This window comes from Tsukamurella serpentis, assembly GCF_054780975.1.
In genome coordinates this window covers 947,467-961,391 of the sequence record NZ_BAAGVH010000002.1, presented here as the reverse complement: position 1 = coordinate 961,391, position 13,925 = coordinate 947,467, and the positions used below count along the sequence as shown (strand labels likewise).

General features: G+C 70.0%; 11 protein-coding genes. 9 read left to right on the top strand and 2 right to left on the bottom strand.

The annotated features are described in order from the left end of the window. Positions 1-115: 115 nt before the first annotated feature. Positions 116-1,087, top strand: a complete 972-nt coding sequence (locus ACYVHG_RS07035) for an alpha/beta hydrolase (RefSeq protein ID WP_461166685.1) — start codon at positions 116-118, stop codon at positions 1,085-1,087. After that, positions 1,084-1,665, top strand: a complete 582-nt coding sequence (locus ACYVHG_RS07030) for a hypothetical protein (protein ID WP_461166684.1) — start codon at positions 1,084-1,086, stop codon at positions 1,663-1,665. The genes ACYVHG_RS07035 and ACYVHG_RS07030 overlap by 4 nt, the downstream gene beginning before the upstream one ends. Before the next feature lie 28 nt (positions 1,666-1,693). Here the strand turns inward: ACYVHG_RS07030 and ACYVHG_RS07025 are convergent, their stop codons facing one another. Beyond that, positions 1,694-3,562 (bottom strand): ABC transporter ATP-binding protein, encoded by a 1,869-nt coding sequence (locus tag ACYVHG_RS07025; RefSeq protein WP_461166683.1) that lies wholly within the window; start codon positions 3,560-3,562, stop codon positions 1,694-1,696. Between the two features lie 178 nt (positions 3,563-3,740). Here ACYVHG_RS07025 and ACYVHG_RS07020 point away from each other — a divergent pair, with 178 nt between their 5' ends. From ACYVHG_RS07020 to ACYVHG_RS07000, 5 genes are all read left to right on the top strand, one after another. Next, positions 3,741-4,673 (top strand): SpoIID/LytB domain-containing protein, encoded by a 933-nt coding sequence (locus ACYVHG_RS07020; RefSeq protein WP_461166682.1) that lies wholly within the window; start codon positions 3,741-3,743, stop codon positions 4,671-4,673. 83 nt (positions 4,674-4,756) lie between these two features. After that, entirely contained in the window at positions 4,757-5,767 is a 1,011-nt protein-coding gene (gene fgd / locus ACYVHG_RS07015; RefSeq protein ID WP_461166681.1) for a glucose-6-phosphate dehydrogenase (coenzyme-F420), read from the top strand. A gap of 64 nt (positions 5,768-5,831) precedes the next feature. Continuing rightward, positions 5,832-7,937 (top strand): phosphate acetyltransferase, encoded by a 2,106-nt coding sequence (gene pta, locus ACYVHG_RS07010; RefSeq protein WP_461166680.1) that lies wholly within the window; start codon positions 5,832-5,834, stop codon positions 7,935-7,937. Further along, complete coding sequence (locus tag ACYVHG_RS07005; RefSeq protein ID WP_461166679.1) at positions 7,934-9,091, top strand: acetate kinase; 1,158 nt, start codon at positions 7,934-7,936, stop codon at positions 9,089-9,091. Before pta ends, ACYVHG_RS07005 begins: the two co-directional genes overlap by 4 nt. Continuing rightward, the gene (locus ACYVHG_RS07000) at positions 9,091-10,659 is read left to right on the top strand and encodes an adenylate/guanylate cyclase domain-containing protein (protein WP_461166678.1); all 1,569 of its coding nucleotides are present in this window, start codon (positions 9,091-9,093) and stop codon (positions 10,657-10,659) included. Before ACYVHG_RS07005 ends, ACYVHG_RS07000 begins: the two co-directional genes overlap by 1 nt. 8 nt (positions 10,660-10,667) lie before the next feature. Here ACYVHG_RS07000 and ACYVHG_RS06995 read toward each other — a convergent pair whose 3' ends face one another. Beyond that, the gene (locus tag ACYVHG_RS06995; RefSeq protein WP_461166677.1) at positions 10,668-11,588 is read right to left on the bottom strand and encodes an iron-siderophore ABC transporter substrate-binding protein; all 921 of its coding nucleotides are present in this window, start codon (positions 11,586-11,588) and stop codon (positions 10,668-10,670) included. A gap of 42 nt (positions 11,589-11,630) precedes the next feature. Between ACYVHG_RS06995 and ACYVHG_RS06990 the strand changes: the two genes are divergently transcribed. Together ACYVHG_RS06990 and ACYVHG_RS06985 are read left to right on the top strand one after the other, a co-directional pair. After that, positions 11,631-12,734: a FecCD family ABC transporter permease gene (locus ACYVHG_RS06990; RefSeq protein WP_461166676.1), complete on the top strand. Its 1,104-nt coding sequence runs from the start codon at positions 11,631-11,633 to the stop codon at positions 12,732-12,734. Continuing rightward, positions 12,731-13,843 (top strand): FecCD family ABC transporter permease, encoded by a 1,113-nt coding sequence (locus tag ACYVHG_RS06985; protein ID WP_461166675.1) that lies wholly within the window; start codon positions 12,731-12,733, stop codon positions 13,841-13,843. Before ACYVHG_RS06990 ends, ACYVHG_RS06985 begins: the two co-directional genes overlap by 4 nt. Positions 13,844-13,925 lie beyond the last annotated feature (82 nt).

Sequence of the window (13,925 nt, the reverse complement as noted above, 5' to 3'; positions counted from 1 at the left end):
GGTACTAGTGAGAACGCAACATTGGCGAATGTGATTCTGTCAGGTCGTCTACGCCTTGCAGCACGGACGGGCAGGGCTATCCTGTGAAAAGGCCATTACCGGCGAGTAACCAGGAGTGATCAAGTTGTCGGTCATCGCACATCGGGGCGCCAGCCTGCGTTCCCGGCTTCTGCTGTGGTTGGTGCGAATCGTGATGAAGACCGCGTTCCGGTTGTACCCGATGAGCGACCGGACGCTGCCACTGCTGCGTGCCGTGGAGCCGTACCTGAGCCGCGCCCCGCAATCGGTGCGCGGTGTCCGGATCGAGCGGATCACGCTCGGCGGTGTGCCGACCGAGCGGATCGTTCCCGACGGTGACGCCGACCCCCACCCACGGGCCGCGCTGGTCTACTTCCACGGCGGCGCGTTCGTCGGCTGCAACCTGGACACGCACCGTCGGATCGCGGTGCTGCTGGCGCGCGGCCTGCGGGTGCCGGTCTTCAACGTCGAGTACCGGCAGTACCCGGACGGCGGCGTCGGCACCTCGGTCGCCGACGGGTTCGCCGCCTACCGGGAACTGCTGGACACGGGCGAGTTCGACCGGATCCTGGTGGCCGGTGATTCCGCGGGCGGTTTCGTCTGCGCGAAGGTGATCGAGTACGCCGCCGAGGCCGGGATCCCTCGGCCGACGGCGTTCGCCGGTTTCTCGCCGTTCCTCGACATCAGCGCGTCGCTGCCGAGGTCGTCGCGGCACGACGCGATGCTGCCGCTGGCCAAGATCCGCAAACTCCGCAAGGTGCTCGGCCGTGGTCCGGAGCTGCTCAGTGGCCCGGAGGACATGACCACCGCCGGCACCGCCGCGCACTTCCCACCCACCGTGCTCATCGTCGCCGCCCGGGAGGCGCTGGAGGTCGACTCGCTGGAACTGCACGAGTCGCTCGACCGGGCCGGTGTGGAGAGCGAGGTGCACATCTACGACGGCCAGGTGCACGCCTTCGTCGTCGGCGCCGGACTCACTCCCGAGTCCTGGGCCGCCTACCAGGTCACCGTCGGGTTCCTGTCGGACAAGCTCACCGAGGCCGAAGCGGCCTGGAGCGAGGCGGCGTGATCCGCAGGGCCGCGGCAGCGCTGACGGTGCTGCTCGCGGTCCTGGGCGTGGCGGTGGTGCTGCCCGGTGCGGGCGGGACGGCGTACGCGTGTTCCTGCGCCGTGTCGCCTTCGGAGCGGATCCCACCGGGCCGGGTCGTGATCCACGGGATCGTGGAGAAGCAACGCGTGGGATTCCGCGATGTCGATGTGCAGGTGCGGGTGACGTCGATGTACGGCGCGGCCCCGGAGCGGACGACGGTGATCCGCGCGCTCTCGGACAATTACTCGTCCTGCGGAAGCTCCTTCACCGACGGACAGCGATTGAGCATCGTGGTCGAACGCGGCGGTCCGCGCTGGGTCTACCCGACATGTGCGAACGCGGTACTCAACCTGCCCGATGCGCCTGCCTTCACCGGCGTCGCGCCCGGTCCGGACGCAGCCGAGTACCGGCTGCCCGGGCCGCCGTTGTCGTGGTTCCTGGCCTTGTTGCAGCCGCAGTCGGTGGTGATCGGAGCAGTCCTGATCGTGATCGGGGTCGCGGTCCTGGGCGTGGCGGTGGCGCTGCGGCGATTGCGGCGGGCACGGCTCTCCCGGTAGCCAGACACGCCGGGCACGTGGTCGGACGTCACGCCGCCTGATCGGCGAACTGCGTGCGGTAGAGCTCGGCATAGCGGCCGCCCTTGGCCAGCAGTGCCTCGTGCGTTCCGCGTTCGACGATGCGCCCGGATTCGAGCACCAGGATCTGATCCGCCGCCCGGATCGTGGACAGCCGGTGTGCGATCACCAGCGACGTCCGGTCGGCCAGCGCCTCACCGAGGGCCGCCTGGACCGCGGCCTCCGACGTCGAATCCAGGTGCGCGGTCGCCTCGTCGAGGATCACCACGGAGGGCTGGGCGAGGAGCAGCCGCGCAATGGTCAACCGCTGCCGCTCACCGCCGGAGAGCCGGTAACCACGCTCTCCGACCACGGTGTCCAGGCCGTCCGGCAGATGCGCGATCAGCTCGTCGAGTCGTGCCCGTTGCAGGGCGTCGCGGACCTCGTCTTCCGTCGCTTCCGGGCTCGCCAGGAGTAGGTTCGCGCGGATGGAGTCGTGGAACAGGTGCCCGTCCTGCGTCACCAGGCCGACGGTGCGGTGCAGGCTGCGCGCGGTGATCTGCCGCAGGTCGGTGCCGTTGAGCGTGATCGCACCGCTGTCCGGATCGTAGAGGCGGGTCGCGAGCTGCGCGATCGTCGACTTACCGGCACCGGAACTGCCGACCAGCGCGACCATCGATCCCGGTTCCGCGGTGAACGAGATGTCGTGCAGCACCGTCTCACCGCCGCGGGTGTCGAGCTGGGCGACCTCCTCCAGGGAGGCGAGTGAGACCTTGTCGGCGGACGGGTAGGCGAAGTCGACACCGTCGAAACGCAGTTCGGTGGGGCCGTGGGTGACGTCGACGGCGCCGGGGGCGTCGCGCACCATCGGCTCCAGGTCGAGCACCTCGAAGACCCGCTCGAACGAGACCAGCGCCGTCATCACCTCCACCCGGGCGTTGGCCAACGCGGTCAGCGGCATGTACAGCCGGGTGAGCAGCAGTGCCAGGGCCACCACCGCGCCGGCCTGCAGCTCGCCGCGGATCGCGTAGTAGCCGCCGAGACCGTAGACCAGGGCCAGCGCCAGGGAGCTCACCAGCGTCAGCATGGTCACGAAGGTCATCCGGGCCATCGCGGTGCGCACTCCGATGTCGCGCACCGCACCAGCGCGCCAGGCGAACTCGCGCGATTCGATCTCCGGGCGGCCGTACAGTTTGACCAGCGTCGCGCCGGGCGCGGAGAACCGCTCGGTCATCTGATCGCCCATCGAGGCGTTGTGCCGGGCCGCGCGCCGCGACAGCGCGGCGATCCTGCGGCCCATGGTGCGCGACGGGATGATGAACACCGGTAGCAGCACCAGGGCGAGCAGGGTGATCCGCCAGGAGATGCTCAGCATCACACCGAGCGTGAGCAGCAGCGTCACCACGTTGGTCACCACTCCCGCGAGGGTGTCGGAGAACGCCCGCTGGGCGCCGAGCACGTCGTTGTTGAGCCGCGAGACCAGCGCTCCGGTGCGGGTGCGGGTGAAGAAGGCCACCGGCATCGTCTGGACGTGGTCGAACACGGCGGTGCGCAATTGGTAGATCAGACCCTCCCCGATCCGGGCGGACAGCCAGCGCGAGAGCAGATCGACCCCGGCTCCGACCAGCGCGATCGCCGCGATCAGCAGAGCCAGTTCGACGACGGTGCCGGTCGGTCCGCCGCCCACGATCCGGTCGACCACCCGGCCGGCGAGCAGCGGGGTGGCCACCGCGAGCAGTGCGGACAGCACCGAGAGCACCAGGAACCCGGTCAGCCGCCAGCGGTGCGGCCGGGCGAACGGTCCCATCCGGCGCAGCGTCCGGCTGGGGCGCTGAGCAGGAGCGTCCGGGGCATGCGTGCCGCGGTACAACGTGTTCCATGCAACTGATTCCATGCTCATGCATATAAGGCTAGGACCTGAAGTTCGGTTCATGTCCACCTGAAGCGGCAGCTTCTTGACAATCCGCGCGATGTACACGAACCTCAATAACAACTACAGTCACATCTGTAACAGTTCCGACGCAGTTCCGGCCATCGCGTCCGAACTGTCCGCAGCCACCGATCGAAGGAGCCTTCCGATGCCCGTGTGGATCGACGGCGGCCCCCGCCGCTCCGGGCGAAGGCGCGCCGCTCGCGCTGCGGCGGTCACCGTCGTACCCGCACTGCTGGTCGCCGCCGGCCTGAACTGGGAACAGCCCGGCCCCGGTGCGAACGACCCGAAACTGGTCGACGAGGCCAATGTGGGCAACACCGCGCCCGGCGCGGCCGGCGGCCACGGGCGGGGGCTCAGTCAGCTCGGCGCCTACCAGTACTCCAAGCAGGGATGGACGGTGCAGCAGATCCTGGACCGGTACTACCCGGGCACCACCCTCGGCTCGGTGCACACCGGCCTGCCGGTCACCGTTCAACTGACCCAGCGCAACGCCGTGGACGTGCTGGCCCCGGCCGGTGCAGTGGTCGGGGGGACTCAGGTCGCGCCCGGTCAGGCGGTCAGCATCGACGGGACCACGGCGACGGTGCGCGCCGGTTGCGGCGGGCCGGTGGTCGAGACCCGGCAGGTGCCCGACGGCACCGTCAACCCGCCGCGTGCCGACCAGTCCCAGGCGCCGAACCAGGTGCTGCGGTTCTGCAGTGACAACGCCGGCTACCGCGGCAGCCTGGCCTCCCGCGGGGGCAAGGTGCTCAACGTGGTCGGACTCGAGGACTACGTACGCTCGGTGGTGCCGGTGGAGAGCTCGGCCGGGTGGGCCGACCAGGGCGGGGTCGCGGCCCTGCAGGCGCAGGCCATCGCCGCCCGCTCCTACGCGCTGGTGCGCGGTCCCGAACGCGGTGACGGCTTCAACGACACCCAGGAGTCGCAGGTCTACGGCGGCGTCGACAAGGAGGACCCCCGCACCGACGCCATCGTCGCGAGCACCGGCGGGTTGGTGATGTCGCAGAACGGCCGCGTCTTCGAGACCGAGTACGGCGCCTCCCGCTCCGACGATCCGGTGGCCGCCCCGGCTCCTTAGCCCCGGCTCCCCGACCCGCCCGCCGGGCCGGCCTCCGGGTTCTGGTTCGGCAGGCCGTCGGCCCGGCACCGTAGGGTGAATCCATGGCGAAGTTGCAGCTGGGATACAAGGCGTCAGCGGAACAGTTCGACCCGCGCGAGCTGGTGGAGATCGCCGTCGAGGCCGAGCGGGCCGGAATGGACTCGGTCGCCGTCAGCGATCACTTCCAGCCCTGGCGCGTCAACGGGGGCCACGCCCCGTTCTCGCTGGCCTGGATGGCCGCGGTCGGTGAGCGCACCGAACGGGTCACGATCGGCACCTCGGTGATGACGCCCACCTTCCGCTACAACCCCGCCGTCGTCGCGCAGGCCTTCGCCACCATGGCCTGCATGTACCCGGACCGGATCTTCCTCGGCGCCGGCACCGGCGAGGCGCTCAACGAGTACGCCACCGGCTTCCAGGGACCGTGGCCCGAGTTCAAGGAGCGGTTCGCCCGGCTGCGTGAGTCCGTTCGCCTGATGCGAGCCCTGTGGTCCGGCGAACTCACGAACTTCGACGGTGACTACTACAGCACCAAGGACGCCGTCCTGTTCGACATCCCGGAGCGGCCCGTCCCCGTCTACATCGCCGCCGGCGGGCCGGTCGTCGCCAAGTACGCCGGGCGGGTGGGCGACGGCATGATCTGCACCTCCGGTAAGGGTATGGAGCTCTACACCGACAAGCTGATCCCCGCCGCCCAGGAGGGCGCGGGCATCGCCGGCCGCGACTTCGCCGCTCTGGACAAGATGATCGAGATCAAGATCAGCTACGACCCGGACCCGGACCTCGCGCTGGAGAACACCCGCTTCTGGGCTCCGCTGTCGCTGACCGCCGAACAGAAGCACTCGGTGGACAGCGCCGCGGAGATGGAGCGTCTCGCGGACGAGCTGCCCATCGAGCAGGTGGCCGAGCGGTGGATCGTCGCCTCCGATCCGGACCAGGCCGTCGCCGCCGTCAAACAGTACGTGGACGCGGGCATGAACCACCTCGTCTTCCACGCCCCCGGGCACGACCAGCGGCGATTCCTCGACAACTTCCAGCGCGACCTCGAGCCCCGGCTGCGCGCGCTCGCCTAGCGCATCGGTCCGGCGAGCGGGCGCGCCGAGGCGCCGTCACCGGCGCAATGCCATAGTGGATGGCATGGTCGCGAGTCCCAAGACGAGCAGCATCTACATCGCCTCCCCGGAAGGGGACACCGGAAAGTCCACCATCGCGTTGGGTGCGATGAACCTGCTCACCTCCACCGGGTGGACGATCGGGGTGTTCCGGCCGATCCCGCGCTCGACCGGCGAGCACAAGGACTACATCCTGGAACTGCTCATCGAGCAGTCCACCGCCGACCTGGACTACGACGAGTGCGTCGGGGTGAGCTACGAGCAGGTGCACCGCGATCCGGACGCCGCGATCGCGCAGATCGTGGACCGGTTCCACGCCGTCGCGGCCAAGTGCGACTTCGTGCTGATCCTGGGGTCGGACTACACCGACGTCACCACCCCGACGGAGTTGTCCTTCAACGCCCGGATCGCGGCGAACCTCGGGGCGTCGATCCTGCTCGCCGTCAAGGCCCTCGACCGGAGCCCGGAGCAGGTGGTCTCGGTGGCCGAGCAGTGCATCGCCGAGATCAAGGCGAACCACGCCCAGACGGTCGCGGTGATCGCCAACCGGTGCGCGCCGAACCTGCTCGACGAGGTGGGCTCGGCACTCGAGAGCGCCACCGGCGTCCCGGTGTGGGTGCTCCCGGAGGAGCCGGTGCTCACCGCCCCCACCATGGGGGAGTTGATGGACGCACTGGACGGACGACTGCTGTGGGGCGATCCCGAACTGCTCTCCCGCGAGGCGATGGAGGTGCTCGTGGCCGGTATGACCGCCGAGCACAGCCTGGAACGGCTCACCGAGGGCGTCGCGGTGATCGCGCCGGGTGACCGCTCCGAGGTGCTGCTGGCGATGGTGACCGCGCACCGCGCCGACGGTTTCCCCTCGCTGGCCGGGATCGTGCTCAACGGCGGTTACGCACCGCATCCGATGACCGCCGCGCTGGTCGACGGTCTCAAGCCGAACGTGCCGATCATCGCCGTCGAACACGGAACCTACGAGACCGCGCGGATCGCTGCCACCACGCGCGGCCGCGTCGGCCCGGGCTCGGACCGCAAGGTCGATCTGGCGATCGCGCTCACCGAGAAGCACGTGGTCTCGGCCGACCTGCTCGAAGCGCTGCAGGTGTCGAACCCGGGTGTGGTGACGCCGCAGATGTTCGAGTACGACCTGATCGCCCGCGCCCGCGCCGACCGCAAACGGATCGTGCTGCCCGAGGGCGCCGACGACCGGATCCTGCGCGCCGCGGGCCGGCTGCTGCAACGCGAGGTCGCCGACCTGACCATCCTGGGCCAGGAGTCACGGGTGCGGGCCCGCGCCGCCGAACTCGGTGTGGACCTGGGCGAGACCGCGGTGATCGATCCGAAACGCTCCCCGGACCTGATCGAGAAGTTCGCGCAGACCTATTACGAGCTGCGCAAGCACAAGGGCATGACACTCGAACGGGCCGCCGAGACGGTGGTCGACGTCAGCTACTTCGGCACGCTCATGGTGCACCTGGGGATGGCCGACGGCATGGTGTCCGGCGCTATGCACACCACCGCGCACACCATCCGGCCGTCGTTCGAGATCATCAAGACCAAGCCGGGCGTCTCCACCGTGTCCTCGATCTTCCTGATGTGCCTGGCCGACAAGGTGCTCTCGTACGGCGACTGCGCCGTCGTCCCCGATCCGACGGACACCCAGCTCGCCGATATCGCCATCTCCTCCGCCGAGACCGCCTCCCAGTTCGGGATCGAACCGCGGGTGGCGATGCTGTCCTACTCGACCGGTGAGTCCGGCAGCGGCGCCGACGTCGACAAGGTGCGCGCCGCGACCGCCCTGGTCCGCGAACGCGCACCGCAGCTGCTGGTGGAGGGGCCGATCCAGTACGACGCGGCGGTCGACCCGGGTGTCGGCGACGCCAAGATGCCCGGCTCGGACGTCGCCGGACGGGCCACGGTCCTGGTCTTCCCGGACCTCAACACCGGCAACAACACCTACAAGGCGGTGCAGCGGTCGGCGGGTGCCATCGCGATCGGCCCGGTGCTGCAGGGCCTCAACGCCCCGATCAACGACCTCTCGCGGGGCGCGCTGGTCGAGGACATCGTCAACACCGTCGCGATCACCGCCATCCAGGCGCAGGGCTTCGCGGCCGAGAGGAGCGATCGGTGACCGGTACAGCGGGGACGGTCCTCGTCCTGAACTCCGGCTCGTCGTCGCTGAAGTACCAACTGCTGCACCCGGACACCGGAGTGGTGGTGCACGGCGGCATCGTGGAGCGGATCGGCGAGACCGACGTGCCCGACCACAAGGCCGCGCTGCGCATGGTCTTCGACGAGTTCGCCGACCAGGGCCTGGACCTGGCCGACGGTGCCGGTACCGCGGACGGGATCGCCGCCGTCGGACACCGTGTGGTGCACGGCGGACGCTCGTTCCACGCCCCGACCCTGATCGACGACGCCGTCCTGGCCGAGATCCGGCGACTGAGTTCGCTCGCGCCGCTGCACAATCCGGCGAACGCGCAGGGCATCGAGGTGGCGCGGGAGCTGCTACCGCAGGTCAAACAGGTCGCCGTGTTCGACACCGCGTTCTTCTTCGACCTGCCGGCCGCGGCCGCCATCTACGCCATCGACCGGGAACTGGCCCGCGAGCACTCGATCCGCCGGTACGGCTTCCACGGCACCTCGCACCAGTACGTCTCGCAGCAGGTCGCGCAGTTCCTCGGCCGGCCCGGCGACGAGGTGAACCAGATCGTGCTGCACCTGGGCAACGGCGCCTCCGCCTCGGCGGTACGCGGTGGCCGCGCGGTGGACACCTCCATGGGCCTGACCCCGCTGGAGGGCCTGGTCATGGGTACCCGGTCCGGTGATATCGACCCGGGCCTGGTGCTGCACCTCGCCCGCGGACTCGGAATGGGAGTCGACGAGATCGACACCCTGCTCAACCGGAACTCCGGGCTCAAGGGACTCGCCGGGGAGAACGACTTCCGCGCGCTCGGTGCACTGATCGAGCAGGGTGATCCGGACGCGCAACTGGCCTACGCGGTGTTCATCCACCGGCTGCGCCGTTACATCGGCGCGTACCTGGTGGATCTGGGCCGGACCGATGCGATCACCTTCACCGCCGGGGTCGGGGAGAACTCGGCTCAGGTGCGCGCCGACGCCCTGGCCGGGCTGGAGGGCTTCGGCATCGTCGTCGACCCGCATCGCAATACCGGCCGGGTCACCGAGCCCACCCGCATCTCACCGGAGGACGCGCCGGTCGCCGTGCTGGTGGTACCGACCAATGAGGAGCTCGCGATCGCCCGCGAGGCCGCGGCGCTCTGATGCCGCGCGGGCGGGCCGCGTCGGGGGAGGGCAGCGGCAGCGGTAGCGACTACGGGTCGCCACTGCTCGGCACTCGGACGGCGGGGGCGCGTGAACGCCGGATGCGCACCGTCCTGCTGCTCAGCGGTGGTACCGCCATCGCGACGATCCTCGGTGCCGGATACGCGGCGATGCTGATCCTGGTCGGCCTGCCCGAGCCGTCGGTACTGCAACCGGACCTGCACACGGTGAACACGGTGTGGGTGCCGTCCTATCTGGTCGCGGGGACCGTCCTGGGGTTCCTGTACGCCGGGATCGTGGTGCACCGGGCCCTGCACTGGTCCGGTACGGACGCCCCGCCGACCCCCGACCAGGCCCGCCGGACCCTGATGCTGCCGCGTCGGATCTTCCGGTTCCAGCTGCTCAACTGGGGTGCGGCCGCGGCGCTGTTCGGCTTCGCGTACGGCATCAACGATCCGCACCTGGTGATCAAGGTGGTGCTGGTGCTGTCCGGCGTCGGATTGGTGACCTCCGGCGCCTCGCACGTACTGGCCGAGTTCAGCCTGCGGCCGGTGACCGCGATCGTCCTGCAGACCAACCGTCCGACCCCCAAGCACCAGAATCTGTCCGCCCGTTCGCTGTGGCTGTGGTTCCTCGGCTCGGGCCTGCCCGCGGCCGGGGTGGTGATGCTCGGCCTGTTCGCGATCGCCGACCCGTCCCGGTCGTCGGTGCAGGGTGTGGCGATCAGCATCTGCGCGGTGGCCGGAGGCGGCATCGTCTCCGGAATCGCGCTGAACCTCCTGGGCGTGGCCCGGATCTCGGCGCCGGTGCGCAGTGTCCGGGACGCGATGCGCAGGGTCTCCGACGGGCGGTACGACACCGAGGTGGTGGTCTACGACGGCACCACCCTGGGTGATCTGCAATCGGGGTTCAACGCCATGGCGGCGGGGCTGCGCGAACGCGAACGGGTTCGTGACCTCTACGCCCGGCAGGTGGGCGAGCAGGTCGCGCGGGCAACCATCGCGCGGGAGCCGGAGCTCGGCGGGGTTGAGCAGGTCGTCGGGGTGGTGTTCATCGACGTGATCGGATCGACGGCGCTGGCCGCGCAGCGTCCGGCCGGTGAGGTGGTGGAGATCCTCAACCGGCTGTGCGCGGTGGTGGTCGAGGAGGTCAACAGCCGCGGCGGACTGGTCAACAAGTTCGAGGGCGACGCCGTTCTCGCCGTGTTCGGGGCTCCGTCGCCGCTGCCCGATCCGGCCGGTGCGGCGCTGGCCGCCGCCCGGGCGACGATGCGACGGCTCGCGGTGGAGGTCCCCGAGGTGCAGGCCGGGTGCGGAGTCACGCACGGCGTGGTGGTAGCCGGTTACGTGGGCGCCGCGGACCGCTTCGAGTACACGGTGATCGGCGACCCGGTCAACGAGGCCGCGCGGATCTCCAGCTACGCCAAAGCCGATCCGACGGTGCCCTGGGCCTCAGCCGCAGCGGTCGCGGCGGCCGACCCCCGCGAATGCGTGCGCTGGCGCACCGGCCCCGTCGACCTGCTGCGCGGGCGCACCGAACCCACCCGCATGTACCTCGCGAAACGCTGACCCGCCGGTCAGGCGGGGAGCTTCGGCGGCAGCGTCTTGAGCACCCATTCCAGAGTCACCGGGTTCGGCATCGACATGGCGTTGCCCAGGTTCTGATCGATGGTCGCCACGCGCTTGTCCCGGCTGACCTTGAGCGAACGGAACGCGGTGTCCTCGCTGACCTTGGTCCCGTAGTCGAGGTACACCAGCATGTCCAGGTCCAGGACGGACAGGTTCTCGGCGGAGATCTCGGCGAAGAACTTGCCGGCCGGGATCAGCTTCGAGACGCTCTCCGGCAGGGTGAATCCGAGCAGCTGGAGCACCTGGCCGCGGCCGTCGCCGGTGGAGTACACGTAGAACCCGCCGTCGGACTTGGGCAGGATGCTGGCGCCGGTCCGGCCCTGGAACTGCGGGTACTGGGCCTTGGTCCGGTTGATCGTCTCGTTGGTCTTGGCGATCAGAGCATCGCCCTCGGCCGCCTTGCTCACACCGGCCGAGATGGCTCGCACCTGCTCCTCCCAGGGCACGCTCCACGCCTCGAACTTCGCCGGCCGGCGCACCACCGGTGCGATCGCCTCCAGCCGCTGGTAGGTGGCGTCGTTGAAACCGGAGTTCACCGCGACGATGACGTCGGGTTTGGTGGCCGCGAGCTTCTCCAGCGCCTTGGTGTCGACCTCGGTGCTGGTGCCGAGCACCATCTGCGGCTTGCTCTTGAGCAGGGGCTTGGCCCATTCGCCGACCGGCTCCACGGCGTCCTTGGCCCACGGCGCCACCAGCACCGGTTCGATGCCGAGCGCGAGCAGGGTGTCCACGTCGCCGAGGCCCAGTGCGGCGACCCGTTTCGGGGTCTGCGACGAGCCGTCGGCGGATGAGGAGCCGTCGCCCGAGGACGAGCAGGCCGTCAGAGTGACGGCCAACAGGAGTGCGATCACCGAGGTTGCCAGACGCATACCGATCCTTCCTAGTGAGGAAGGGCAGCCTATCATTAGGGGGTGACTGTCATCTCGACCCAGAAGGCCGCCGCGGGAGGGGGTCCGCCCGCCGGGCCGGAACCGCACGCCGGCACGGCGCGCCGCAACCGCCGCATCGTCGGCCTGGTCCTGCTGCTCGTGCTGCTGCTGCTGACCGTGATCGCCTCGCTCGCGATCGGCTCGCGGAGCCTGGCGCCGGCGGATGTGTGGGCGGGTCTGAGCTACCGGTACACCACCGGTCCGAATCCGGAGAATCCCCAGCTCAACGAGGCTGCGATCATCGTCCAGACGCTGCGCGTACCGCGGACTCTGCTCGCGCTGCTGGCCGGTGGCGCACTGGCCCTGGCCGGGGCCCTGATCCAGGGGCACACCCGCAATCCGATCGCCGATCCGGGCATTCTGGGCATCACGCAGGGCGCGGCCTTCGCAGTGGTCTGCGCGACCTTCCTCGGCGGCCTCACCGCCCCGATCCAGTACGTGTGGTTCGCCTTCGCCGGCGCCGCGATCGCAGCGGTGGTGGTGTTCGGACTCTCCAGTGTGGGTCGAGGTGCGGCCTCACCCCTGACGCTGGTCCTCGCCGGTACCGGAGTGGCGATGTTCCTGAGCTCGATGACCTCGGCGGTCGCCCTGAGCGACAGCGCCTCACTGGACACCCTGCGCTTCTGGAACGCCGGCGCAGTGGTCGGCCGCGGCTTCGACGTGATCGCCGTGGTGACCCCGTTCATCGTGGTCGGCGCGATCCTCGCACTGTCCAACGGTCCGGCGGTGAACCTGCTGAACATGGGCGACGACGTGGCCAAGGGGCTGGGACTGAACGTCAACCTCTCCCGCACCGTCGGCGTGATCGCGGTGACGGTACTGGTGGGCGCGGCGACCGCGGCCTGCGGCAGCATCTCGTTCCTCGGCCTGATGGTCCCGCACATCGTGCGTTACTTCACCGGCCCGGACTACCGCTGGCTGTTGCCGGCCTCGGCGCTGATGGGTGCACTGCTGCTGCTCGCCGCCGACATCGTCGGGCGGGTGGTGGCCCGGCCGGGCGAGCTCGAGGTGGGAATCGTGATCGCGATGATCGGTGCGCCGTTCTTCGTCGGTCTGGTCTGGTGGCGGAAGGCGGTGCGAGTGTGAGTACCACGGTGCAGGGGCCGGAGGGAGCCGGCGCGTCCGCCGGGGAGTCCTCCCTTCCCCCGATCCGGCCCGGAGTGCGTTTCGGCAACGTGGTCTCGTTCGTCTGGCGGCCGTGGCCGGTCGCGGTGACCGGACTGCTCGCGGTGGTCGCCTTCGTCGCCATGTGCGCGAGCATCCGGATCGGCGAGTTCCCACTGTCGTTCGGTGAGGTGTTGGGTGCCATCGCCGGGCAGGGTGATTCGACCACGCAGTTCATCGTGATGGACCTGCGGATGCCGCGGGCCCTGGTCGGCGTGGTGGTCGGAGCGGCGTTGGGCATGTCCGGCGCGATCGTTCAGTCCATCGCCCGCAACGCCCTGGCCAGTCCGGACATCCTGGGCATCACCGCCGGCGCCGGGGTGGCCGCGGTCTTCCTGGTGACCTCCACCGGCACCCTCGCGGCGACCCTCAACAACGACTACGGTCTACCGCTGGTCGCGCTGGCCGGCGGCCTGGCGACCGGCGCCGTGGTGTACCTGCTCGCGGTGCGCGGCGGCGTGGACGGCATCCGGCTGATCCTGGTCGGTATCGCCATCACCGCCCTCATGCGGGCCCTGATCGACTGGATGCTGGTGCGCGCCGATATCCGGGATGTCGCCCGTGCGCAGGCCTGGCTGGTCGGCTCACTGGAGGGCCGCGACTGGGGTGATGTGCGATCGGCCATGGTCATCGCGGTGCCCGCGTTCGGGCTCGCCGTGCTCGGCGCATTCGCGTTGCGCGCGGTCCAGCTCGGCGACGACGTGGCGCTCGGTCTCGGTGTCCGGCTGGGGCTCACCCGTGCGGTCCTGCTGATCGCGGCGGTGCTGCTGGCCGCGGCAGGTGTCTCCGCGGCCGGGCCGATCTCCTTCGTCGCCTTCGTCTCTCCGCAGCTGGCGATGCGGCTGACGCGCCTGCCGACCCCGCCGCTGATCCCGTCCGCTCTGATGGGTGCCGCCCTGCTGGTCTGCGCCGATCTGATCGCGCGCACCGCCTTCCCGGTCTCACTGCCGGTGGGCATCATCACCGCAGCCGTCGGCGGCCCGTTCCTCGTGTACCTGCTCGTCCGTCAGAACCTCAAGGGGGCCAAGTGAACCCGACCGTCACCAGCACCGCGAGCACACCGGCGCAGTCCGGCGGGTCCGCACCGGCGGAGTCCGGTCGGACGGCACCGTC